This is a genomic window from Marisediminitalea alba (genome assembly GCF_002993365.1).
Taxonomy (GTDB): Bacteria; Pseudomonadota; Gammaproteobacteria; order Enterobacterales; family Alteromonadaceae; genus Alteromonas; species Alteromonas alba.
On sequence record NZ_PVNP01000047.1, the window covers coordinates 1 to 22830 of the forward strand.

The 22830-nt window shown below is 50.4% G+C and carries 20 protein-coding genes, 1 tRNA gene and 1 pseudogene; 8 read left to right on the forward strand and 14 right to left on the reverse strand.

What is annotated here, in order from left to right; translation table 11 throughout:
• The 4 genes and pseudogenes from C6Y40_RS05310 to mutY form a co-directional block, all read right to left on the reverse strand.
• Window positions 1–295 (reverse strand): annotated as a pseudogene (locus C6Y40_RS05310) (IS4 family transposase); the annotation flags it as partial.
• Window positions 296–695: 400 nt separating this feature from the next.
• Window positions 696–771, reverse strand: a tRNA-Phe gene (locus tag C6Y40_RS05315).
• Between the two features lie 297 nt (window positions 772–1068).
• Window positions 1069–1344: an oxidative damage protection protein gene (locus tag C6Y40_RS05320; protein WP_105933685.1), complete on the reverse strand. Its 276-nt coding sequence runs from the start codon at window positions 1342–1344 to the stop codon at window positions 1069–1071.
• 28 nt (window positions 1345–1372) lie between these two features.
• Window positions 1373–2413, reverse strand: a complete 1041-nt coding sequence (mutY, locus tag C6Y40_RS05325) for an A/G-specific adenine glycosylase (RefSeq protein ID WP_105933686.1) — start codon at window positions 2411–2413, stop codon at window positions 1373–1375.
• Between the two features lie 99 nt (window positions 2414–2512).
• On the opposite strand from mutY, the gene C6Y40_RS05330 reads away from it, so the two are divergent.
• Window positions 2513–3196, forward strand: a complete 684-nt coding sequence (locus C6Y40_RS05330; protein ID WP_105933687.1) for an alpha/beta fold hydrolase — start codon at window positions 2513–2515, stop codon at window positions 3194–3196.
• Here C6Y40_RS05330 and C6Y40_RS05335 read toward each other — a convergent pair.
• Complete coding sequence (locus C6Y40_RS05335) at window positions 3185–3697, reverse strand: NUDIX hydrolase (RefSeq protein WP_170308413.1); 513 nt, start codon at window positions 3695–3697, stop codon at window positions 3185–3187. The two genes, C6Y40_RS05330 and C6Y40_RS05335, sit on opposite strands and share 12 nt — an antisense overlap.
• Before the next feature lie 136 nt (window positions 3698–3833).
• Here C6Y40_RS05335 and trmB point away from each other — a divergent pair, with 136 nt between their 5' ends.
• The 6 genes from trmB to arcA all read left to right on the forward strand — a co-directional run bounded on the left by trmB (window position 3834) and on the right by arcA (window position 10102).
• Window positions 3834–4553, forward strand: a complete 720-nt coding sequence (trmB, locus tag C6Y40_RS05340; RefSeq protein WP_105933689.1) for a tRNA (guanosine(46)-N7)-methyltransferase TrmB — start codon at window positions 3834–3836, stop codon at window positions 4551–4553.
• Entirely contained in the window at window positions 4550–5638 is a 1089-nt protein-coding gene (locus C6Y40_RS05345; RefSeq protein ID WP_105933690.1) for a methyltransferase, read from the forward strand. The genes trmB and C6Y40_RS05345 overlap by 4 nt, the downstream gene beginning before the upstream one ends.
• Window positions 5639–5702: 64 nt before the next feature.
• Window positions 5703–7127: a glycogen synthase GlgA gene (gene glgA / locus C6Y40_RS05350; protein ID WP_105933691.1), complete on the forward strand. Its 1425-nt coding sequence runs from the start codon at window positions 5703–5705 to the stop codon at window positions 7125–7127.
• Window positions 7127–7459: a hypothetical protein gene (locus C6Y40_RS05355; RefSeq protein ID WP_105933692.1), complete on the forward strand. Its 333-nt coding sequence runs from the start codon at window positions 7127–7129 to the stop codon at window positions 7457–7459. Before glgA ends, C6Y40_RS05355 begins: the two co-directional genes overlap by 1 nt.
• A 198-nt stretch (window positions 7460–7657) precedes the next feature.
• The gene (locus tag C6Y40_RS05360) at window positions 7658–9241 is read left to right on the forward strand and encodes a sensor histidine kinase (RefSeq protein WP_240621854.1); all 1584 of its coding nucleotides are present in this window, start codon (window positions 7658–7660) and stop codon (window positions 9239–9241) included.
• 153 nt (window positions 9242–9394) lie between these two features.
• Window positions 9395–10102: a two-component system response regulator ArcA gene (gene arcA, locus C6Y40_RS05365; protein WP_070178677.1), complete on the forward strand. Its 708-nt coding sequence runs from the start codon at window positions 9395–9397 to the stop codon at window positions 10100–10102.
• Between the two features lie 87 nt (window positions 10103–10189).
• Here the strand turns inward: arcA and pmbA are convergent, their stop codons facing one another.
• Window positions 10190–11521, reverse strand: a complete 1332-nt coding sequence (gene pmbA / locus C6Y40_RS05370; protein WP_105933693.1) for a metalloprotease PmbA — start codon at window positions 11519–11521, stop codon at window positions 10190–10192.
• Between the two features lie 70 nt (window positions 11522–11591).
• Between pmbA and yjgA the strand changes: the two genes are divergently transcribed.
• Window positions 11592–12143: a ribosome biogenesis factor YjgA gene (yjgA, locus tag C6Y40_RS05375; RefSeq protein WP_105933694.1), complete on the forward strand. Its 552-nt coding sequence runs from the start codon at window positions 11592–11594 to the stop codon at window positions 12141–12143.
• Here the strand turns inward: yjgA and tldD are convergent.
• Genes tldD through C6Y40_RS05415 form a run of 8 tightly spaced genes read right to left on the reverse strand, consistent with a single transcriptional unit; the run spans window position 12140 to window position 22731 of the window.
• Window positions 12140–13582 (reverse strand): metalloprotease TldD, encoded by a 1443-nt coding sequence (gene tldD / locus C6Y40_RS05380; RefSeq protein WP_105933695.1) that lies wholly within the window; start codon window positions 13580–13582, stop codon window positions 12140–12142. The two genes, yjgA and tldD, sit on opposite strands and share 4 nt — an antisense overlap.
• Window positions 13566–14399: a carbon-nitrogen hydrolase family protein gene (locus C6Y40_RS05385; RefSeq protein WP_105933696.1), complete on the reverse strand. Its 834-nt coding sequence runs from the start codon at window positions 14397–14399 to the stop codon at window positions 13566–13568. Before C6Y40_RS05385 ends, tldD begins: the two co-directional genes overlap by 17 nt.
• Window positions 14386–18273 (reverse strand): YhdP family protein, encoded by a 3888-nt coding sequence (locus tag C6Y40_RS05390; RefSeq protein WP_105933697.1) that lies wholly within the window; start codon window positions 18271–18273, stop codon window positions 14386–14388. Before C6Y40_RS05390 ends, C6Y40_RS05385 begins: the two co-directional genes overlap by 14 nt.
• Window positions 18270–19736: a ribonuclease G gene (gene rng / locus C6Y40_RS05395; protein ID WP_105933698.1), complete on the reverse strand. Its 1467-nt coding sequence runs from the start codon at window positions 19734–19736 to the stop codon at window positions 18270–18272. The genes C6Y40_RS05390 and rng overlap by 4 nt, the downstream gene beginning before the upstream one ends.
• A complete protein-coding gene (locus tag C6Y40_RS05400; protein ID WP_105933699.1) occupies window positions 19733–20317 on the reverse strand; it encodes a Maf family protein in 585 nt (194 codons plus the stop codon). The genes rng and C6Y40_RS05400 overlap by 4 nt, the downstream gene beginning before the upstream one ends.
• Window positions 20314–20793: a rod shape-determining protein MreD gene (gene mreD / locus C6Y40_RS05405; protein WP_420836927.1), complete on the reverse strand. Its 480-nt coding sequence runs from the start codon at window positions 20791–20793 to the stop codon at window positions 20314–20316. Before mreD ends, C6Y40_RS05400 begins: the two co-directional genes overlap by 4 nt.
• Entirely contained in the window at window positions 20786–21649 is an 864-nt protein-coding gene (gene mreC / locus C6Y40_RS05410) for a rod shape-determining protein MreC (protein WP_105933700.1), read from the reverse strand. Before mreC ends, mreD begins: the two co-directional genes overlap by 8 nt.
• 38 nt (window positions 21650–21687) lie before the next feature.
• Window positions 21688–22731 (reverse strand): rod shape-determining protein, encoded by a 1044-nt coding sequence (locus C6Y40_RS05415; RefSeq protein WP_073316955.1) that lies wholly within the window; start codon window positions 22729–22731, stop codon window positions 21688–21690.
• Window positions 22732–22830 lie beyond the last annotated feature (99 nt).

A 22830-nucleotide genomic window follows, 5' to 3' on the forward strand; every position in this document is an offset into this window, starting at 1 on the left:
CTGACCAGTCAACGGCAATGACAGGATGTTTACAGGTACAAAATAACCGGCAAATCATTGCATAGATAAACGGTACTTCACGCTGGAGGTGACCATTAGATAACAGCCGGTCAGCCCGCTTAATACGGTGTTTCTCATAGGCATTGGAACGGATACCGCGCCCCATACTGGTCACAGTGGCCGAACCGCTCTCAATCAAGCTTCGCACACAGGCGACAACGGCCTGTTTGCGGGTTTTATGCATTTTATGGCTGACAAAAGAGACAAGATTGTTCAATATAGAGCGTGCATTCATGGTGTTTTCTGTGTTGGTTTTTTTTGGCGAAAGATCTGATCACCAAATGCCATGAATGTTCCCTAACTCTTTGACTTTATTTTACTATTCGTGGGGATAGCTCAGTATCCAGTACCATTTAACTTGTTAGAAGACTGGATAATTCAATACTCAGAAAATTAATTCACTTTCTTGTGTGAATCATCTTTTAACACGAGAATAGTAAATAAAAGATACAAAAGAACCGACTCAAAGGTCGGTTTAGTTGCTAAATTTTCTTGCAAAGAATGGTACCAGAGGCCGAACTCGATCCGGTACAGTATTGTTATCAGTGGATGTAAATCCGCTACGTCTAACCATACACAAAGCGCAAATATAACAAAAAAGCCCCGACCATTTCTGATCAGGGCTTCTTGATAAGTGGTGCCTCGACCCGGGATCGAACCAGGGACACGCGGATTTTCAATCCGCTGCTCTACCAACTGAGCTATCGAGGCACATAAAACTGTGCAGTGTAAGCTTTAATTTTTCTTTGCAAAACTTTGCAAGCTAAATCGAAGTGCTTACTAACTTTATATCTCTTATCCTAACAGATCAGCTTGGTAAAATCGATTGATAAAGCTCGCACTTTTCAATCCGCTGCTCTACCAACTGAGCTATCGAGGCAAAACTGGTTAGCGATTAATGTTGCTGTCTCGCTGTGGGTGCGTATTTAACGAGTTTCGCGCTTTTAAGTCAACCACTTTTTTGAATATTTTAATCAACTGCATGTTCTTTGTGCAATCTGTGCAAAATCACGGCTTTTTGGGCGGAACATAGCCTTCAATCGTTGGTTCTTTACCTTCAAACAGAAAGGCTTCCATCTGTTCTTCCAGGAACTTACGATCGGTTGGCTCCATCATATTGAGCTTTTTTTCGTTGATCAGCATAGTTTGCTTTTTTTGCCATTCGGCCCAGGCTTCTTTGCTGATACTGTCGAAAATACGCTTACCTAGCTCGCCTGGGTAAAGCTGAAAATCCAGTCCGTCTGCTTCTTTGTCGTAGTGTGCACAATATACCGTTCTGGGCATTGTTATTCTCCGCATTAATTTGTTGTGATTATAACTGTTTCGTTAAATCAGTTAGAAGTCTTTTTACCGGTGTAGGCACGCCCAATTGCAATGGCTTATATAACGACACCCAGCTGTGACCCGTCTCGGCAATCACCGCGCTTAACGACTCGCAATGTAACAGCTTAGGCTGAATATCCAAATGATAGTGGCTAAAGGTGTGTCTGAATGGCGTAAGCAACTGTGCATCGAAATCGCTGCCGATGAACTGGGCAACATCCTTTGGCACAGCATCAGCATCTTCGCTTTCGATAAAACTCCAGAGTCCGCCCCAGATACCTGTTGCCGGGCGCTGCCTGAGTAACACACTGCCCTGGTAGAACGGGATCCACATCACGGTGCTTTTTACTGGTAGGGTCTTTTTCGGCTTTTTGCCCGGGTAGTCAGTCTGATTACCCTGCGCATAGGCAATGCAGTCGCTTTGCAATGGGCAGCGATCGCAGGCCGGTTTGCTCCGGGTACAAATCATCGCGCCTAAATCCATCATGGCCTGGGTGTAATGATTGGTGCGCTTATCCGGCGTATTCTGGGTCGCATACTGCCAGAGCTGTTGTTCTACCTGGCGCTTGCCGGGCCAGCCTTCTACGGCATAATAACGAGCCAGTACACGCTTCACGTTACCGTCGAGAATAGGGTGTGACTGACCGCAGGCGATGGATAAAATGGCCCCTGCCGTGGAACGACCAATCCCCGGCAACGCAACTACCTCATCCAGGGTAGCTGGAAACTCGCCGTTATATTGTGTGGCAATCTGCTGCGCCGCTTTGTGCAGATTACGCGCTCTGGCGTAATAGCCCAGGCCCGTCCACAGGTGAAGCACATCATCCTGCGGCGCCTCGGCCAACGCTATCACGGAGGGAAAACGCGCCATAAAGCGTTCAAAATACGGGATCACCGTGGTCACCTGAGTTTGTTGCAGCATGATCTCAGACACCCATACCCGGTAAGCAGAAATGGCCTGTTGCCAGGGCAGATGCTTACGGCCATGTTCGTCAAACCAGTTTAATACCCGTGTAGAAAATGTATTCACGACTTTTTACTCCCAATTACTGCGGCGCAGTGTAACAGTGATTGCACCGATCCCGTAGAGCCTGATAGGCTCTGACCAACTTTTTCCCAGGAGCGTTTCATGCGATACGTTTTTTTACCCGGTACCTTATGTGATGAGCGTGTTTGGCTGCCGGTCTGGAAGCAGCTCAGCCTGTCTGCCCGAGCTTATGTACCGCTGCAATGGGCAAATAGTTTAGAAGAAATGTTAGCGCTCACCAGCGACCGCACCGACCCGGACGGTAAAAATCACCTGATTGGTTATTCCATGGGGGCCTATATCGCTGCGTTGTGGGCGCTGACCTATCCGGATAAAGTGGCCTCGCTAACGCTGATGGGCTACGCCCCTACCGGTTTGTCGGAACGTGAGTTAAAACGGCGTAAAACCCTGCTGGAGCAGTTAAAAGGCGGCAAAGTGGATATCACGGCTAAAGCCTATCTGGCTAACATGATGCTACCAGAACACAGTGACGACATACTGCCAATACTCACCGATATGGCCAGCGATTTAGGCACGGCGACATTACGGGCGCATGTACAAAGCACCACACCCAGAAAAGACCTCACCGCCAAGCTCGGCCAGCTCAACTGCCCGGTAAATTTAATTGCCGCCCGTCAGGACGCAGTGGCAACATTCCCGGCTATGCAAACCGCCCACCAACAAATTAACGGTGCCCGGCTGCTGCCGGTTGAAGACAGCGGCCATATGATGATGCTGGAACAACCGGCGAGTGTGGCGGCGCTGCTAAACGAGCTATTGGCTTAAGCTCAGGTAACGGCTAAGGGCCTGCTGTGCGGAGGGAAACGCCAGTTTAAGCTCCGCACAGTCAGATAATGGCCGCCAGCTAAAGCCACTCACCTCACTGTTATCCACTTTGCAGGCAGGCTTATCGTGTAGTTCGGCAGCAAAAAAGATATCCATGGTTGGGTAAACCAGTGTTTTATACGGGTATTGATTCGGCCACGCCCCCAGGTATTGCAATGACTCGCCGGGATCGATTCCGGTTTCTTCCCGGCATTCTCGGCGCAGCGCCTGCTCTGCCGACTCATCGGGATTAATAAACCCGCCCGGCAAATCCCACTCGCCGGCAGCCGGGGCTTTACTGCGTTTGACCAGCAACACGTGTTGCTGATACACCAGAATCCCGCCTACCGCTGCGCCCACATTACGAAACACTTCAAACTGGCAGTCGCTGCACTGGTAACGGTTGTTGTCCTGACTGGTAAAAGTCTGCTGCCCGCATTGAGGGCAAAAGTGAGCTGACATTAGGTGAGTTTCCATTCGTTTAAGCTGGGTTTACGCTATCATACAACCAGCGACCCGTCGTGGCTGCACGCCAGACCGTTGCAATTTTGTACGCGTCGTGGATAATGCCGCGGCAATTAACAGGTGACAGACTATCATGGCAAAATTTAATTCCCAGGCCGAAGCCGAAGCGGCCGGCGTTTATATCAGTAAAGTAAAGAGTTTTGTGAAGCGCGAAGGGCGCTTAACCAAAGCCCAGGGCCGTGCGCTTGAAGAATTCTGGCCAACCAAAGGTATCGAATACCAGAGCGAGCCGCTGGATCTTGCTGCCGTATTTGGCCGTGACGCGCCGGTAGTCGTTGAAATCGGTTTTGGTATGGGTAAGTCACTGGTCACCATGGCTCATGAGGCCCCTGAGCTTAACTTTATTGGTATCGAAGTTCACCGTCCGGGCGTTGGCGCTTGTCTGGCCGATGCCGGTGAGCTGGGCGTAGAGAATCTGCGCGTTATGGAACATGATGCCGTTGAAGTGCTTAAAAACATGATCCCTGATACCAGCCTGCATCGCCTGCAGTTGTTTTTCCCCGACCCGTGGCACAAAAAGCGCCACCACAAACGCCGCATTGTACAAGCGGAATTTGCTGAATTGGTTCGCACCAAACTGGCTGTTGGCGGCACATTCCACATGGCCACAGACTGGGAGCCTTACGCAGAGCACATGGCCGGGGTAATGAACGCAGCAGAGGGCTACACTAACACCGCTGCCGAAGGTGATTATGTACCACGCCCTGATTACCGCCCAACCACTAAGTTTGAGGTACGCGGCCAGAAACTTGGCCACGGCGTTTGGGATCTGATTTACGAGCGCACAGCATGAGCCTGTCGCCACAAAGCCAGTTAATACTGCGTAACGAAGAGCAGTTTGAGCAGGGTAACTGGCTGATTATCAATCCCGACGATGCGGCGCTATTCAGTGCGCTAAGTGACGTAAAGCTCACAGTTTTGCATCAATATTACGATGTATTTAAACAGTGTGCCCGGCGTAATGACGCAGCCCGTTTTGACAGTCGCGACCTGATTAGTAATAACGCTAACTTTGCCCTCACCGCCACTTCTGGCAATCACACACATACCTTTGCTCCAGCAGTTGGTGATGTCGCAGCGATTACCGATGTGTTGATTTTTATGCCCAAAGCCAAAGCGCATCTGGCGATGCTGATGGCTATGGCAGCTGCGCTGGTTGGTGAAGGTAACCGGGTACACGTGATTGGCGAAAATCGCGGCGGCATAAAAAGTGCGGGTAAAACCATCCAATCTTATGGTGATGTAGATAAAATAGACTCTGCCCGTCATTGCAGCTGGTTAACCTGTCATCTCAACCAGGCGCCCGCTCCGTTTACCCTTAACGATTATATGAGCCGCGACACCTACAATCGTAACGGTATTGAGTGGACCGTGTGTTCCTTACCCGGCGTATTCAGTCATCGCGAGCTGGATGCAGGTACTGCCATGTTGCTGGATAAGCTGCCCACATCTCTGTCCGGCAAGGTTCTCGACTTTGCTTGTGGTGCCGGTGTTATCGCCAGCTACCTGTTATCTGCTGGCAGTAAGGCCAGTGTAGAGCTGCTGGATGTCAGTGCTCTGGCTCTGTGGTGCAGCGCCCACACGTTGCATGAAAATCATCAGCAAGGCATTATTATCGCCACCGACACACTGCAGGGTGTCAGCGCTAAGTACCAGACGGTTGTAACAAACCCGCCGTTTCATACCGGGGTTAAAACCGATTACCGCATCAGCCGCGAGTTTATTCAGGCCACCCGGCAACATCTGCAGCCAAAGGGAAAACTCTATCTGGTCGCCAACCGCTTTTTACCCTATGCGGAATTGCTCGCGGAACAATTTTCAAGCCCATCAGTGCTCACCCAGGACAATCGATTTTCTGTGTATTTTGCACAAAGTTAGCGTTTAAATCCCTGTCTTGTGTGGTAATTTGTGTAAAGCATCAAATTAAACGCTGGAGAGTAGTGTGAACATTGTTTTTGCGATTTCTGAAGTTGAAGAGCTGGTCAAAACCGGTGGCCTGGCCGATGTGGGCAAAGCACTGCCTCTGGCACTGAAATCGCCCGAGCATACCGTTAGCGTATTTATGCCCTATTACCGGGCCATCGCCGAGCAATTCTCACTTTCTGAAGCCTGTAGTAGCCAGACCCTGTTTGCCGAAAGTAAGGTTTACCACTATGCCGTTCGTCAGCTTAACTGGCACGGTATCGACGTTTACTTTATTGACTACCCGGAATACTTCAACCGGGAAGGTTTGTATAACAGTGCGTATGAAGCCTATAACGACAACGGCGAGCGCTTCAGTTTCTTCTGCGGCGCGGTATTAAGTGCGATTCAGGCGCTTGGCATGGCGCCGGATATCATCCACTGCCATGACTGGCATACCGCCATGCTGCCGTTTTTATTACGCAGCGATCGCAGCGGCTATTTCAGCAACACGCGTTCGGTATTTACCATTCACAATGCCGCGTTTCAGGGTGTGCACCGGATAGAAGAAATTCCGTACCTGCGCCATCATCCGGCTATTTTTGAGCAGGTCCATGGCGGCTACATCAACTTTTTGCAATCCGCCATCGAGTGCGCAGATAAAATCACTACAGTAAGCCCTAATTATGCTTCGGAGCTCCTTACCGACCTCGGCAGCCATGGCCTGCACGACCGGCTTATGCAGCGCAGTAACGACTTATCAGGTATTTTAAATGGCTGTGACTACAGCCAGTGGGATCCAATGACCGACCCGTACATTCCGGCCCACTTCAACGCGGATGATGTGAGTGGCAAGGCAGAATGTAAGCAGGCTCTGCAACGTAAATCCGGCCTGCCGGCGGAGCCTAACGTGCCTGTGTTTGGTATGGTATGTCGCCTTACCGAACAGAAAGGTTTTGGGTATCTTATTCCTATTCTTGATCGCCTTATCCGCCACAAACTGCAACTGGTTATTATTGGCACCGGCGATCCCAGGGTTTGTCAGGATCTTGGCGAGTTTGCCGAGCAACATCCCCAGCAGTTCTCCTTTATTAATGGTTTCAGTACCGAACATGCCCACCTGATTGAAGCGGGCGCGGATTTCTTTTTGATGCCTTCTCAGTTTGAGCCTTGCGGCCTTAACCAGATGTACAGCCTGGCCTATGGCACTGTGCCTATTGTGCGCGCCGTCGGAGGCCTTAAGGATACTGTGGTCGATCCGGAATACGCCCCGGATACGGCAACCGGCTTTGTGTTTGAAGAGCCCAGCGGCGAGGCATTACTTGGCTGTATTCGTCGTGCGCTGTTAGCTTACTACGAATGTCCGGTGACTTTCCGCGCCATGCAGCAAAAGGGCATGCACACCCGCTTTACCTGGCAGGAAGCCGCTGAACAATATCTGGCGCTATACCAGAGCATCAATTAATGTCACTACGGGCATTATTACTGTTAGTAGCCTGTACTCTGGCGAGTTCTGCAGTGTGGGCAGAGGTGCCTGAGGAATGCATTCAGGCGCCGGAGCGACAAACCTACTGCCCTCACACCCTGTATCGGGTAGCGCGCGTAGCAGTGCCGTCACTGGCCATTAATCAGGGCTCAATGGTGTGCCTGTGCTTATCCGACCTCACCGATTTACCGGTCAGCCGTCAGCAAGTTGCATTTACCAGTATCGCCCGCGAGTATGCGCTGCCACCGCAGGCACTTTTTCAGCTATTGGAAATACCGGCACCAGACTGGGCAGCAGAAAATAACCAATAGTCTGGCGTAAATAGGGCTTTTATAACGCAAAACCACACCTTTAAGCCCCCGCAATACTTTATTTTTTAGCCTTTATGAGCCACTATTAAATGACTAATCCTTGTGGGCTTATTTAACCTTCTCATGTCGCCGTCGGCCGCCAGACTTTCTATCAAAAGTATCATGATATGGCTCGTTATTGTCGTATCCGGCAGCGCTATGTTGTTATCCACCCTGGTGACAAACTATCTGCAACATGCAGAGGTAAAAGAGCAGTTACTCCAAAACGTGCGTTCGCTGGCCGATATGGTAGCCAGTAACGTGCGTCCCATTATGGCTATCACGCCCAGCGATTTAGACGAAGAGATGAGCCGCAGCGATCAGCTCGCCAATATGCTGCAAGGGCTCGATAGTTTTCCGGACGTATTAAACGCGCATATTTATAGTGCCCCAATCAACGGCCAGACGCCGCAAATGCTCGCGCTATATACCAAATCAACCAGTATCGCCGCCGAGAGTAAGATCAATGACCTGGCGCGCTACTTCACCGCCCGGTTAGACGAAGATAATCAGGTAATAGAAATAATCCGTCCCATTAACATAGAAGAACAAACCCTGGGCTATGTCTACGTGCGGATGTCATCCGAATCTTTTTTCAGCTACGTCAGTGGCACCCGAATGGTGCAAGTGGCCACAATAGTGCTGATTATCATTGCCGCCTTTTTGGTTGCGCTTAAATACGGCCAGATGCTGGCTAATCCGATCCAGGATACCAACCTGATGCTGCAGAAGGTTGCCCGCAGTCGCGATTACTCGCTGAGATTCTCAGCCAGTAATGTCCGCGAGTACGACCATATGCTCGATTCCATCAACATTTTACTGTCGCGGGTTGAGGAATATATCAGCAAACAGCAGCAGGCCGAACGAGAGTTACAAACCCTCAACAGTCGCCTGGAAGAAGAAGTAAATCAACGTACCGTTGCGCTGAAGAGCGCTAACAACGAACTGATTCAGACTCTTGAGAAGCTGCATCAGTTTCAGCGCCAGATTGTGGAAAACGAGAAGATGGCGTCACTCGGCGATATGGTGGCAGGGGTTGCCCATGAGGTAAATACGCCTATTGGACTGGGTATTACTGCCTCGACCATGATGCTCGACCGGCTGGCGGTTATTGACCAGCAGTTTAAGGGTAAAACCCTCAAGGCCAGTGCCATGGAACGCTTTATCAATGAAAGCCGGGAAAACCTGAATATTATTTACCGCAACCTCGACCGGGCCGCCCAGTTAATCTCGAGCTTTAAACAGGTAGCGGTGGATCAAACCAGTGAAGAAGCCCGGGAAGTCAACGTTAAGCAGTTGATTGAAGAGACCCTGATGTCGATGCGGCCGCGTCTGAAAAAGGTCACTCATACAATTAATATTGTTTGCTCAGAAACCCTTAATGTTATGTGTAAAGCCGGGCCGTTAAATCAGATTTTGATCAATTTAATCATGAATTCACTGATCCACGCCTTCGAAACGGTTGAAAACGGCAAAATTGACGTCATAGCTAGGTTGACGGATGACCAAAAACTGAAAATAATTTACAAGGATAACGGAAGCGGTATACCAACAAGCATCAAGAAGCGTATTTTTGATCCCTTTGTTACAACAAAACGTGGCCAGGGTGGCTCCGGATTAGGGATGCATTTAGTATTTAACTTGGTAACTCAGGCGCTTAATGGCAATATAAAGTTAGAAAGCGAAGAAGGAAACGGCGTTGAGTTTACGCTAACGTTCCCGGTAACAGTAAAAAAACCATAAAACCGTTATTTAACACATTTTTTCTTGGACTTAACCTGCCCTTAAGCGTACTTTTACGAATGTGGCAATTAATTTGCAAGATAAAAAGATCGATAACAATAAAATCTGATAAACTTTGTACAGAGTTCTAATTTTTGTAAATAGAGTGTGAAAATGCAGACGCCCAACATATTAATAGTAGAAGATGAAGTGGTCACCCGAACCACATTGAAAAGTTTGTTTGAAGCCGAAGGGTATAACGTTTTCGAAGCCGAAAACGGCGAACAAATGCATGACTTTTTTGAAAATCACACAATCAATCTGGTTATCATGGATATTAATCTGCCTGGTAAAAACGGATTGATTCTGGCTCGCGAAGTACGCGACCGTAAAAATATCGGCCTGATTTTCTTAACTGGTCGTGATAACGACGTGGATCGTATCCTGGGTCTGGAAATTGGTGCAGACGATTATCTCACCAAACCATTCAACCCACGTGAGCTGACCATCCGCGCACGTAACCTGCTGAGCCGCACCACCAGCAGCACTGAAGACGATGATTTACCAAGCCGTGTTAGCTTTAACGGCTGGACTCTGGACGGCGACAGCCGCTCTCTGATTGCGCCTAGCGGTAATGAATTCCGCCTGCCACGCAGTGAGTTCCGTGCTTTACACCTGTTCCTGAGCAACCCCGGTAAGATCCTTACTCGTGAACAGCTGATTATGGAAATGACCGGCCGTGAACTGCGTCCGAACGACCGTACCGTGGATGTTACCATTCGCCGTATTCGTAAGCATTTTGAATCTGAGCCAAATGAAGAAGAATTGATTGTCACTATTCACGGTGAAGGTTATCGCTTCTGTGGCTCGGTAGACAGCTAAGGTAAGACAAGCACTCTGTTGTAAAAGCAGGTCGGCTGAATTAACAGCCTGACCTGTTTTGTTGTGCGCGATATAAAGAGCTTATTTCTAAGCGCCGGCAATTTTCATTTTTTCGAGTAACACAGCGCCGGTACTAACACTTCCCCGCGCATCACGTTCGGCACCAATGGCAACAATATTGGCGAACATTTCCTGCAAAGTGCCGGCAATTGTTACTTCGTGTACCGGGTATTGAATCACCCCGTTTTCGACCCAGAAACCAGCTGCGCCACGAGAATAATCCCCGGTTACGATGTTAACGCCCTGCCCCATCATCTCAGTAACGTACAAACCTGTGCCCATGGTTTTCAGCAGCTCTGCGTCTGACTGACCGGAATCACTGACAATCCAGTTATGAATGCCACCGGCATGACCATTAGTCACGGTGTTAAGTTTGCGGGCTGAGTAGCTGGTATACAGGTAGGTAGATAATTTACCGCTATCGACGATAGTCATGTCTTTGGTGGCCACGCCTTCGTGATCAAAGTTACTGCTGGCCAGCCCGCCTTTTAGGTGCGGGCGTTCAACAATATTCAGCCACTCGGGGAATACCTGACTGCCGAGCTTGTCGAGCAGGAAAGAAGACCGGCGATATAGCGAACCGCCGCTGATAGCGCCAACGTAATGGCCAAATAAGCTGGAAGCCAGTTGCTTATCAATTAACACCGGTACGGTGGCAGTTTTGATTTTCTGTGCGCCAAGACGAGCCACGGTGCACTGTGCAGCTTCCAGTCCAACCGCTTCGGCTGAGTCCAGCTTGCTGGCATCCCGGCTAACTGTATAGGCATAGTCGCGTTGCATATCGTCGTTGTCACTGGCGATCACCATACAGCTCAGGCTGTAGCGACTGCTGGTATACCCAGCGTTAATTCCGTGGGTGTTACCGTACACCCGCATGCCCATATTGGCGTTATAGCTGGCCCCGTCGGAATTGGTGATCCGCGGATCATAATCCAGTGCTGCCGACTCAGCTGCCACAGCAGTCTTAATAGCTTTCTGAGGATCCAGTGGAACCGGGTGATAGAGATCTAAATCGGGAAATTCAGTAGCAATTAACTCAGCATCCGCCAGTCCGGTACAAGGATCTTCACTGGTATACTTAGCAATATCCACGGCCTTCTCAACCGCCAGCGCTAAGGCCTCCATGCTGAGGTCGGCCGTTGAGGCGCTGCCCTTATGCTTACCTACATAAACGCTGATCCCCAGGCCACCATCATTGGTAAACTCAATATTTTCCACTTCCCGTAAGCGAGAGGAAACCGAAATTCCCTCAACCTTCGACATGCTGGCCTCGGCTTGTGTAGCGCCTTTTTTCAGCGCTAACTTAAGCGTATCAGCCACTTTCGATTGAATTTCTGCTAGTTGTTGTTCGATCTGCATAGAAGTTTCGCTATAAATGTCCGTTGTTCATGGCTACAATTCACTATTATCAGTTATAAACGAGAGTCCAATGAACGACCCAAGTCAGCATGATGACGCGAATTGGGATAACGACGACAGCTATCCCGAGCACGATGAATTCGTTAGTAAATCTGAGCTTAAACGCCTGTCTGCCTTACGTCAGCAGGTTGGCGAACAACTCGTAAATTTGTCTGACGCGCATATTAAAACCATCCCTATGGATGATGAACTTGCCGATGCCGTAACACTGGCCCGCAGAATAAACCGTAAAAAAGATGGCTTTCGCCGCCAGTTACAGTTTATTGGTAAGTTAATGCGCAGTCGCGATTTAACACCTATTGAAGAAGCCCTGGCCAAGTTGCAACACCAGCACCAGGCGCAAAATGCGCGCTTCCACCAATTAGAAAAAACCCGCGATGCGATTGCCGACCGGGGCGACGATGCCATCCAGGAGGTCCTCGATGAGCACCCGAGCCTGGAGCGCCAAAAACTCCGGCAGTTCCACCGGTCTATCATTAAGGAGCGCAGTAAAAATGCGCCACCAAAAGCTTATCGCGAGTTATTTCAATATCTTAAAGAACATATGCTGGACCAGGATTAACTGGTCCCGCCGACGGTTAGCTCGTCTATTTTTAAGGTAGGCTGACCCACGCCTACCGGCACGCTCTGGCCATCCTTACCGCATACCCCAACGCCACGATCCAACGCCACATCGTTGCCTATCATGGAGATCTTTTGCATGACTTCCGGGCCATTGCCAATTAGCGTAGCGCCTTTCACCGGCGCGGTAATTTTACCGTTTTCGATTAAATAGGCCTCGGCACTGGAGAACACAAACTTACCGGAAGTAATATCCACCTGTCCGCCGGCAAAGTTAGGCGCGTAAATGCCTTTATCAATCGAACTGATAATTTCATCCGGCGTATACTCACCACCGAGCATGTAGGTGTTAGTCATTCGCGGCATCGGTAAATGGGCATAGGACTCACGGCGACCATTCCCGGTAGGTTTAACACCCATCAGGCGGGCATTCATTTTGTCCTGCATGTAGCCGGTCAGAACACCGTCTTCTATCAGCACATTATGTGCTGTTGGTGTGCCTTCATCATCAACCGTTAGCGAGCCACGGCGATTATCCAGAGTGCCGTCATCTACCACCGTAACACCTTTAGCGGCAACCTGCTGGCCCATTCTGCCGGCAAAGGTAGAAGCGCCTTTGCGGTTAAAATCGCCTTCCAGCCCATGACCAACCGCTTCGTGCAGCAAGACACCCGGCCAGCCACTGCCAAGCACTACTGGCATCAGGCCAGCTGGTGAGGCAATTGCCTGCATATTGACTCTGGCCATATGCAATGCGTCATCGGCAATTTGTTCGTAAAAAGGGCGACCATCTTCCTGACGGGTGAAGAAGGCATAAGTGTGTCGGCCGCCGGCACCGGCGCTGCCGCGTTCACGGCGGTCACCATTTTCCATCAGCACTGAGCAGTTAAGACGCACCAAAGGACGAATATCAGTAGCCAGGGTACCATCGCTGCCAGCCACCAGCACCTCTTCATACACGCCGCTGATTGACACTACTACCTGATTAATACTGCTGTCCTGTTTGCGGATATAGCCGTCTACGGCTTTTAGCAAGGCAATTTTTTCCGCCTCAGCCATGGCCAGAATAGGGTTATCAGCGGCGTACCGTGGCGCCGGCGTGATATCGCTTAAAGTGCCAACATTGACCTGGCCACCAGCAGGCGCAATGCTGCGGGCCGCAGTACAGGCTTTGGTAATCGCTTCCACACTGATTTCGTCTGAGTACGCAAAGCCGGTCTTCTCGCCACTTACCGCGCGCACACCTACACCACGTTCCAGGTTGAAGCTGCCTTCTTTAATAATGCCGTCTTCCATTACCCAGCTTTCGTGTTGGCTGGATTGGAAATACAGGTCGGCGTAATCGGTTTGATGAGAATGAATCGAAGCAAGTGCGGTATCCAGCGATTGTCGGGATAACCCTGAATCAGCCAGCAAATTAGTTTCAACTTGATTTATCAAAGTGACTCCTGAAACGATTGTGTTGAGCCAATGGCATGGCTTGTCGGTATTTATTGATGTCCTTCAGAGACACGGTATGCTGCACAATGCCCGTTGCGGTTTCCCGCTCTGCCAGCAAATCTCCCCAGGGCGAATATATCACGCTGTGGCCGTAGGTTTCACGGCCATTTTCATGGGTGCCGGTTTGGTTGGCGGCCACTACGAAACACTGCTTTTCAATTGCTCTGGCACGCAATAACGTATGCCAGTGGGCAGCACCGGTAACCTGGGTAAACGCAGCGGGTAATACCAGTACATCAATATCGCCCATGGCGTCGAACAAGCCGGGAAAACGCACATCATAACACACCGCAACGCCGATTCGCCCATGCGGGGTATCAATCACCACTACCTGCTCGCCCGCCTGCGTGTACTTCGACTCTTTGTAGGCTTTGGTGTTATCGGCCACGGCGGCATCAAATAAATGGATCTTCTGATAGCAGTCGAGTGTCTTACCATCCGGACCAAAAACAAAGCAGGAAGCGGTAAATTTCTGCGCATCGTCACAAGTTGCCGGAATCGTTCCAGCCACCAGGTAACACTCGAATCTGGCCGCAATCTCAGCCAGTCGGGTTTGTATGGGCCCGTCACCGGGGGATTCGGCGATAGTCAGCAAAAAACCGTCTCGGGTACCAAAGCAGGCAAAACATTCGGGAAGCACTACCACAGTATGGGCGGGTAATGCGGCTTCTGCCAGTTGGGCTTCAACAAAATCCAGATTCGCATCAACATCCGGGCCGGATGTCATTTGCAGGGCGGCAAGATTAACTGTCTGCATCTACAGGTTCCTTTGACTCTGCGGGTTCTATCGGTTCATTATCGATACCCTGGGATTGCGCTGGCTGACGCTGCGCCGGCAGCTCTATGTCGGTGCTATCGCGGCCAACTTCTTCCAGTTCAGGGTTATCGAAAGTGCCGGTAATGTGGTAATTCACATTAGAGATCACCTTGGCTGAGGTCAAGACCTGATCTAATGCCAATGCCGCCAGTGCCGTTGGCGGGTTCACCATAAAGTACACCAGGAAAGGCAGGTTGCCGGTCACGTTGGGTGCAAAGCTAACGTTGTAATTCAGTGTCTTATTGGCCAGGTCGGTATAACCTTTGATTTCGATTTCACCGGCGCCACCGTCGATTACGGTGTCGGTTGTATTTGCTACGCCATCAACAATTTCCAGGCTGCCCTTAATATCATCATAGAAAAAGCCCTGGGCAAACACATCACGAAAATCGAGGCTGAGTTTTCTGACCAGTGAGTTAAGGCTGAACAGAGTAAATATACGTGAGCCTTTATCACTTACCTGGGTGAGGTAACCGTCAGTGAGCTCGGTTTGCACGCTACCGTTTAATGATTCCATGGCAAAATTAAATGGTGAATTATCCCAGTTAAGCACAAAATCAATACTCGCCTTAGAGTCCTTTATCCCGGAGTTAACCCCTAATTCTGACAACATACCGCCTATATTGTGACTGTTAATGTCGCCTTCGAAGTGGGTTACTGAAGTATTATCGCCAGCAGTTAACCAACTGCCGGACGCCCTTAACTCACCAAAGTCATTAGTGGCATCAAAGCGGTTAATTAACATGCCGTTATCGGTGCGGGTCACTTCTAGATCCACCGTACCGAAGTCTTTATCGAGCAGGTTACAGGCATCACAGTGAAAGCGAATAGGCGGCAGCGCATCTGGCTGGTAATCGTATTGCAATTTTTCCCGGTCGCTGTCATCGGTTTGCCACTGGGTAAGGCGGATAAAATCGGCATCAATTTCAATGCCCTGCTCCAGCCACGCATCAAACAGTTTTACTTCTGCTTTAGCCTGGGAAGAGAGCACGTTCAGCGACCAGTTATTACTCTGCTGGCGCGCCGAAATGGTCACATCGGTGAGCGTCTGGCCGGCCACAATCAGGTTTTCCGCTTCAACAAATATCCGCTGGGGAACAGAAAAGTAGCCTGGCTGCTTGGTGGCCCTGGCGGTTTGAACGGAGTCTGACGACAGCCCGCCAATCAATAAATCAATAACGTGATACCAACGGGCGACGTCGACTTCCGGCATGGCCGCTGAAATACTAAAGCCTGTACCAAGCCCTACAATATCGCTGTTGCCCAAAGCCAAATGGGCACCGGCAAACTGTTTGGTATCATGAGGCAGCACACCGGAGAAACTTATATCATTACCCACATTCAGCGTAATGTCTGACACATCCTGATCGCCATCCACCAACACCATGAGCTGTTTCACCGTCATTGCATCTTTATAAAACGGCGCAGGTAAACGCGATTCAACGCCAGCCAGCTCGCTGGTCATACTCGCATTGTACTGAAACCCATTTTTACCCAGCGATACCGATACATCAGTTCGCCACTGCGCATCGCCGCTAAGGTAGTCGGCAAATGCCGGATTAACCTTTTCGATTAACGGCTGCGCGGCCCAGTTTCCGCTTAGTTCAATATCCAGTAAATACTCATCACTCAGTTGATTTCCGGCAAGTTCCAGGGCCACCGGCTGGCCAAATAGCGAAGCAGTCAGACCGTTAACCGAAATATTGGCGTTAGAAAAGCCCACTTCACCACTGGCCTGGACAAACTTAAGATCCAGGCTGTTAACGTTTACCTCATTACCCTCAAGCCGGGCTATGCCCGTGGCTTTCACATTCTTGCCATTCAAGGGGATTTTCAGCTTCACCTCACTGGCAACCGGCCCGCTAACCACTACATCCTGAGTAAGAATTTTACCCAGTGAATCCTTTAAACCCGAATTACGCATCAGTGCGGCTACCTGCTCGCCTGAGCCTTGCCCTGTGGCGTCGATGGTCAGCACTGAAGAGCCACTTAGGCGTGGAATACGGGCGTACAAGTCTGATAATTTGATGTCCATTAACTGACTGGCGGGGCTGGTCATGGTCAAGGATTCATTTTCAAACATCAGCCGCATATTCAGATTTGCCAGCGCCGGCCAGTCGGGCGCAAAAGTAAATCCAGCGTCAGTAACGTCTACCCGGGCCTGAAACACGCCCTGCCCGTCGGCAAAGGGAAATTGTGCCGGATTCCCAAACCACAGTACGCTGGCATTTTGCACCTGGCCGCCGTGGCTAAACGCCCTTTGCAGGTAATTAACCGTTCCTTCGCCCATGTAGGCAGCAGGAAAAAAAACCGGCACGTCGGTTAACGCCATGCGGTCAATATCCATAGCAGCACTCAGTACACCACTACCAAACTCATAACGGATATCCTGGGTAAAGCTCAACAGCTCACTCTCCACCTGCATATTTTGCAGGCTCAGCACCCAATCGCCCTCAGATTCCGGGTAGAAATAGGCGCGGCCACGGATTCTATCGAGGGTCAGGTTCTGCGGTAACAGGTTATTAATGCTGAGCTCTGAGTCACTGGCTTCCAGTTCGAGCACGCCATGATCATGGTGCCAGAAAAACTCTCCATCAATGGCACTGAGTCCCGGCAATTTGCCGCTCTGATTCCAGTGCATATCAAAAATCTTTGCCGCCACAGACAGGGCCTCTTGCTGCCATTGTAACTGTAAGGTAGCCAGCTCGGCGGTTGGGTTAAGCCGTTTAACCAGTTGGCCGCTGTTGCCTTCAGTAAATAATGGCGCAAGGGCCATGATGGGAGCCAGCGAGATAGGCTTAACCGTATTGATGGTTAAATCCCCTTCGCCATTCAGGCGCCCGACTAAATCGGTGACCAGGGTATTGTTGTCGGCTTGCAGAATTAACTGATCGACTCTGACTGACCAGCCATCCGCCGATGGCAATGCCTGGATACTGCCGCCGAGGAGCTGTGATTGCAGGATATTATCATCCCCGGCCAGTCGCCAGGCGATATCACTGTCGTCAAACTCCACCTGAACGGCATCAATATGATTATTCTGCAGACTCGCCCAGACCTCAAAATTGCCTCGGCTACGCTCTACCGGAGAGCGCGTAGGTAACAGCGCGCTGATCCACGGTGAGATGTCCAGTGACTCCCCTTTTACATAGAGGGTACCGGAAAGGTCTGATTTACCGCCATATAAGTCGAGCACAAAAGCAGCCGAGTTATTGGCGATATCCTGCACCCGAATCTCGCCGCGGCCCTGGTGGCGGCTATCGCGGTTAACCCAGTACAGCTGGGATAATTCAATGACCTCTTCCTCGGCCGGGGTGACCAGCGTCACCTCGCCGTGTAACAGCGAGAAACTTTGCAACTGATCGAGAAACAGGCTGCGTAGCGCTTCCACAATAGGGAAATCGCCTTCACTGCCCTTTTCCATACGCTGAGTATCCACCCGGGCGTGCAGGCCAACCAAATCGAAGCGCTTGGATGAAAGCTCCCGTTGCTGCAGGGATTGCCAAAAATCCACTTCCACATAAACCTGCTCCAGTTTGAGCTCTACCGGCGACAGATCGTTCTGTTGAAACTCAACGCCATTGAGTACTATGCTCGGACCAGTGCCCTGCCAGGCCGCTGACAGGCTGTCGATGGTCAGCTGAATGCCGTACTGGGCACTCAGATAATCTTCAATAAGTTGTTTTTCTTCGTCAAGATAAGGCAGGGTGTAGCGCAGCGCGCTAAGTAAAACGGCAAACAGTACCAGTACAATGGCGCAGAACAGCCAGAGTTTTTTAACAATGTAAGCGGCAACGGAGAGGGGACGGTTCACATCATTACCACATCGTACTTATCCTGGTTGTATAAGGTTTCTGTTTGTACTTTTATTTGTTTCGAAACGAATACTTCCAGTTCGGCCAACATGTGAGACTCCTCTCCCAACAAATAATCGGCCACCGTGGGCGACGCGTAAACCACAAACATATCGGCATCGTACGCTCGGTTTACTCTGACAATTTCACGCATGATCTCAAAGCAAATGGTTTCAATGGTTTTAACCGTGCCGCGCCCTTTACAAACCGGACAATCGCCGCACAGAATATGCTCGAGGCTTTCGCGAGTACGCTTACGGGTCATCTCCACTAGTCCCAGCGAAGTAAAGCCATGAATATTGATTTTAGCCCGATCTTTACTGGTTGCAGCTTCCAGGCTGTTAAGTACCCGGCGTTTGTGATCATTATTGGTCATATCGATAAAATCAATCAGGATCATGCCGCCAAGATTACGCAGCCGTAGCTGACGAGCAATCGCCAATGTTGCTTCGATATTGGTGTTAAAGATGGTTTCTTCGAGATTCCGATGACCAACAAACGCGCCGGTATTAATGTCGATGGTGGTCATGGCCTCGGTTTGATCGATTATCAGATAACCGCCGGATTTAAGGTCTACGCGGCGCTCCAGTGCCCGCTGCATCTCGTTTTCAACATCATTGAGATCAAAAATGGGGCGGTCGCCGGGGTAATATTCCAGCTTGGAGTGCATTTCCGGCACATATTCTTTGGTGAACTCTCCAAGCTCATGGTGTGACAGGTTGGAGTCGATGCGGATGCGATCCAGTTCGGTGCCAACAAAGTCCCGCAGCACGCGTCGAGCCAGCGGTAAATCTTCGTATAGCACATGCGAGCGGCGCTTCTTCATGCGCTGCTGAATTTTGCTCCATAAGCGGCGTAAAAAGGCGGCATCGGCTTTAAGTTCCGGCTGACTAACCCCTTCAGCAGCGGTGCGCAAAATAAACCCGCCTTCCTCGTCACAAAACTCGGCAACGAGCTCTTTTAAGCGTTCACGCTCAGCTTCATCTTCAATGCGCTGGGATACCCCAACATGGGTTACGCTGGGCATAAACACCAGATAACGGGATGGAATGGTAATATCAGTAGTCAGCCGTGCACCTTTGGTGCCAATGGGGTCTTTGACCACCTGCACCACAATATCCTGACCATCGCGAACCAGGTCGCGGATATCATGTTTTTCTATATGACTGGTAGAGACTTCGCCGACGACCTCGTTATGAATAACAATGTCAGATGCGTGCAGAAATGCCGCTTTATCCAGCCCGATATCTACAAAGGCCGCCTGCATACCGGGTAGAACCCGGCTCACTTTACCGCGGTAAATATTGCCTACCAAACCACGTTTGGTGTGACGTTCCACATGGACTTCCTGCAGAATACCATTTTCTATCAGCGCAACACGTGACTCTGACGGTGTAACGTTAATCAGTAGTTCTGCACTCATTCAATCACTCCAAACTCTTGCAGTAGTTGTACGGTTTCATACAGCGGCAACCCCACTACGGCGCTGTAACTGCCCTCAATCGATTTTACAAACTGGCCGGCAATTCCCTGAATACCGTAAGCCCCGGCTTTGTCTGCGGGTTCTCCGGTTGCCCAGTAACGGGCAATTTGTGTTGCGGACAAGGGGCCAAAATGGACCTGAGTTGTCACGCAAATCGTTTTTTGTCTGGTACCATCAAGCAGGCTCACTGCTGTCATCACCTGATGTGTTCGGTCGCTTAATGCGCCCAGCATAGCCGCCGCATCGGCAAAATCGTTAGGTTTACCTAACGCCTGGTTATCCAGCACCACAACGGTGTCAGAAGCCAACACCACGCAGCCCTCGGTATCCTTATGCACTTGTGCGGCGGCCTTTGCTTTCTCGGCCGCCAAACGCTTTACCAGTGCTTCGGGCTGCTCACCGGCTAATGGCGACTCATCCAAATCCGCAGGCATAACACTAAATTTGACCCCAATCTGGGTTAATAGTTCGGCGCGGCGCGGGGATGCTGAGGCCAACACCAGTTTTCGAAGCTGATTCATGTGATCCTCAGTTGCCGTCTGACTTTACGTAACAACCAGAAGATCCAGGGCCACAGTGCCATCGACGTAAGCACCGGCCACAGTTCCTCAAAGCGAAAGGTAACGTCGGTCAGTAAACGTAGTATCCAGAACAGTAAGGAATGGTACAACGCCGATATTACGCCAATAATCACCGCTTGTTGCCACACCGAGTAATTACGCAGGCGCTGGTAATTAGCCGCTAACACGTAAATGGAGATACTCAGAGCAAAACTGTGCACACCCATGGCGGTGCCAAGCAGAATGTCGAGCGCCAGACCGCTGGTAAAGGCTACCCCCACATTAGCGCGGTGCGGTAAGGCCATCACCCAGTAAGACAACACAATTAGTACCCAGTCCGGGCGGTATAAGTCTAATTGCACCGGTACCGGAATAATCTGAAAGACCATGGCAATCAGCAATGTGATAGCAATGGTATAATGACGCACCTTAATCATTAGTTACCTCCGGTGCCTGTTCATCAGGCTCTGAGGAGGTTTGTGGCCACAGTAGTAACAGATACTTGAGACGATTTAAGCGGGCCTGGGGGGCAATGGTTACTTGCGCGAAGGGGCGCGATTCATCGCGAATCACCTGAATCACTTCTGCCACCGGGTAACCTTCCGGAAACACATCTCCCAGTCCGGAGGACACCAGCACATCGCCTTCGCGGATATCGGCACTGTGCGCCACGTGGGTAAGATACAATTCATCGATCGCGCCACTACCTGAGGCAATAAAGCGGCTGTTGTTGCGGATTGAGCGCACCGGAATGGAATGGGTTACATCACTGATCAGTAGCACACGACTATTGGTGGTGCCTACATCCATCACCTGGCCCACAATACCTCGTTCATCCAGAATAGACTGACCCAGGTAGACGCCGTCTATAGCGCCTTTGTTAATGACGATTTGCTGACTGTAAGGGGTGTTGTCCACCGCCATCAATTCAGCCACCATTTTACGCATATTCTGACGCACCGGCGCATCGAGCAAGCGACGCAGTTCTTTGTTTTCCTGCTCCAGCGCCTCAAACCGTTGTAGCTTTTCGTTTTGCAACAGCAGGCGATTGGTGAGTTGTTCGTTTTCCTCAATCAGTGCCTGTTGTGAGGTCAGGCGTTGGGCGCTGGCATTGAGCAATTGCCCGGGCAAATTAGCCAGATACTGAACCGGGCTAACCAGGGAGTTCAGAAATACCCGGGTGGTCGAAAACGCATCGAGCTTAAAATCGAGCACGATCAACATCACCGACATTGCCAGAGCTAATGCCAGCCGGATATTGAGTGAGGGACCACGGGTAAAAATTGTATCCATAATGCAAGAAGGCAACCTGAGAAGGTTGCCTTGTCTATTTACTCGTAGCTAAACAAATCCCCACCATGCATGTCTATCATGTCGAAGGCTTTGCCTCCGCCACGCGCCACACAGGTGAGCGGATCATCAGCTATTACCACCGGGATACCGGTTTCTTCCATCAGGAGTCGATCGAGATCTTTAAGCAATGCGCCACCACCGGTGAGCACCATGCCTCGCTCTGAAATATCAGAGGCTAATTCTGGCGGTGATTGCTCAAGGGCCACCATGACTGCCGATACGATACCGGTTAATGGCTCCTGCAATGCTTCAAGAATTTCATTTGAATTAAGAATAAAGCCACGTGGTACCCCTTCAGCCAGGTTACGACCACGAACTTCAATTTCGCGAACTTCTTCACCCGGATAAGCAGCACCAATTTCGTGCTTAATGCGTTCAGCTGTGGCTTCACCAATCAGTGAGCCAAAGTTACGGCGGATATAGTTGATAATCGCTTCATCGAACTTATCACCACCAATACGCACGGAAGAGGAATAGACCACACCGTTAAGAGAGATAATCGCCACTTCGGTAGTACCACCACCGATATCAACCACCATTGAACCGGTTGCTTCGGATACTGGTAAGCCAGCACCGATGGCTGCCGCCATGGGCTCATCAATCAGATACACTTCACGGGCACCGGCACCCAGCGCCGATTCTTTGATTGCGCGACGCTCAACCTGAGTAGAACCACAGGGCACACACACCAGTACACGAGGGCTGGGGCGCAGGAAGTTATTGTCGTGCACTTGCTTGATAAAGTGCTGCAGCATTTTCTCGGTGACGTAGAAATCGGCGATAACACCATCTTTCATTGGCCGGATGGCACGAATGTTACCCGGCGTTCTGCCCAGCATGCGCTTAGCTTCGGCACCTACCGCAGCAACACTTTTTGGGCCGGCGGCACGTTCCTGGCGAATAGCAACAACGGAGGGTTCATTCAGCACGATGCCCTGATCTTTTACGTAGATCAATGTATTGGCTGTTCCGAGGTCGATGGACAGATCGTTAGAGAACATGCCTCGAAGTTTTTTAAACATGAAGTGGTATTTCCTGTAATAAGCACCTGTCACTGCGCCGTGAAGTGCGGGAATAAGGCGGCTGGACGTGATTTAACAACTATCCGCACACTTTAACAA

Bases quoted from the DNA above. Each gene is read 5' to 3' on its own strand.
- trmB (WP_105933689.1), top strand. From the start codon at position 3,834: ATGGCAAAATTTAATTCCCAGGCCGAAGCCGAAGCGGCCGGCGTTTAT.
- pmbA (WP_105933693.1), bottom strand. From the start codon at position 11,521: ATGCAGATCGAACAACAACTAGCAGAAATTCAATCGAAAGTGGCTGAT.
- arcA (WP_070178677.1), top strand. From the start codon at position 9,395: ATGCAGACGCCCAACATATTAATAGTAGAAGATGAAGTGGTCACCCGA.
- C6Y40_RS05360 (WP_240621854.1), top strand. From the start codon at position 7,658: ATGTTGTTATCCACCCTGGTGACAAACTATCTGCAACATGCAGAGGTA.
- C6Y40_RS05415 (WP_073316955.1), bottom strand. From the start codon at position 22,731: ATGTTTAAAAAACTTCGAGGCATGTTCTCTAACGATCTGTCCATCGAC.
- C6Y40_RS05400 (WP_105933699.1), bottom strand. From the start codon at position 20,317: ATGAATCAGCTTCGAAAACTGGTGTTGGCCTCAGCATCCCCGCGCCGC.
- mreC (WP_105933700.1), bottom strand. From the start codon at position 21,649: ATGGATACAATTTTTACCCGTGGTCCCTCACTCAATATCCGGCTGGCA.
- C6Y40_RS05345 (WP_105933690.1), top strand. From the start codon at position 4,550: ATGAGCCTGTCGCCACAAAGCCAGTTAATACTGCGTAACGAAGAGCAG.
- C6Y40_RS05330 (WP_105933687.1), top strand. From the start codon at position 2,513: ATGCGATACGTTTTTTTACCCGGTACCTTATGTGATGAGCGTGTTTGG.
- C6Y40_RS05335 (WP_170308413.1), bottom strand. From the start codon at position 3,697: ATGTCAGCTCACTTTTGCCCTCAATGCGGGCAGCAGACTTTTACCAGT.
- C6Y40_RS05385 (WP_105933696.1), bottom strand. From the start codon at position 14,399: ATGCAGACAGTTAATCTTGCCGCCCTGCAAATGACATCCGGCCCGGAT.
- C6Y40_RS05320 (WP_105933685.1), bottom strand. From the start codon at position 1,344: ATGCCCAGAACGGTATATTGTGCACACTACGACAAAGAAGCAGACGGA.
- mreD (WP_420836927.1), bottom strand. From the start codon at position 20,793: ATGATTAAGGTGCGTCATTATACCATTGCTATCACATTGCTGATTGCC.
- rng (WP_105933698.1), bottom strand. From the start codon at position 19,736: ATGAGTGCAGAACTACTGATTAACGTTACACCGTCAGAGTCACGTGTT.
- C6Y40_RS05355 (WP_105933692.1), top strand. From the start codon at position 7,127: ATGTCACTACGGGCATTATTACTGTTAGTAGCCTGTACTCTGGCGAGT.
- yjgA (WP_105933694.1), top strand. From the start codon at position 11,592: ATGAACGACCCAAGTCAGCATGATGACGCGAATTGGGATAACGACGAC.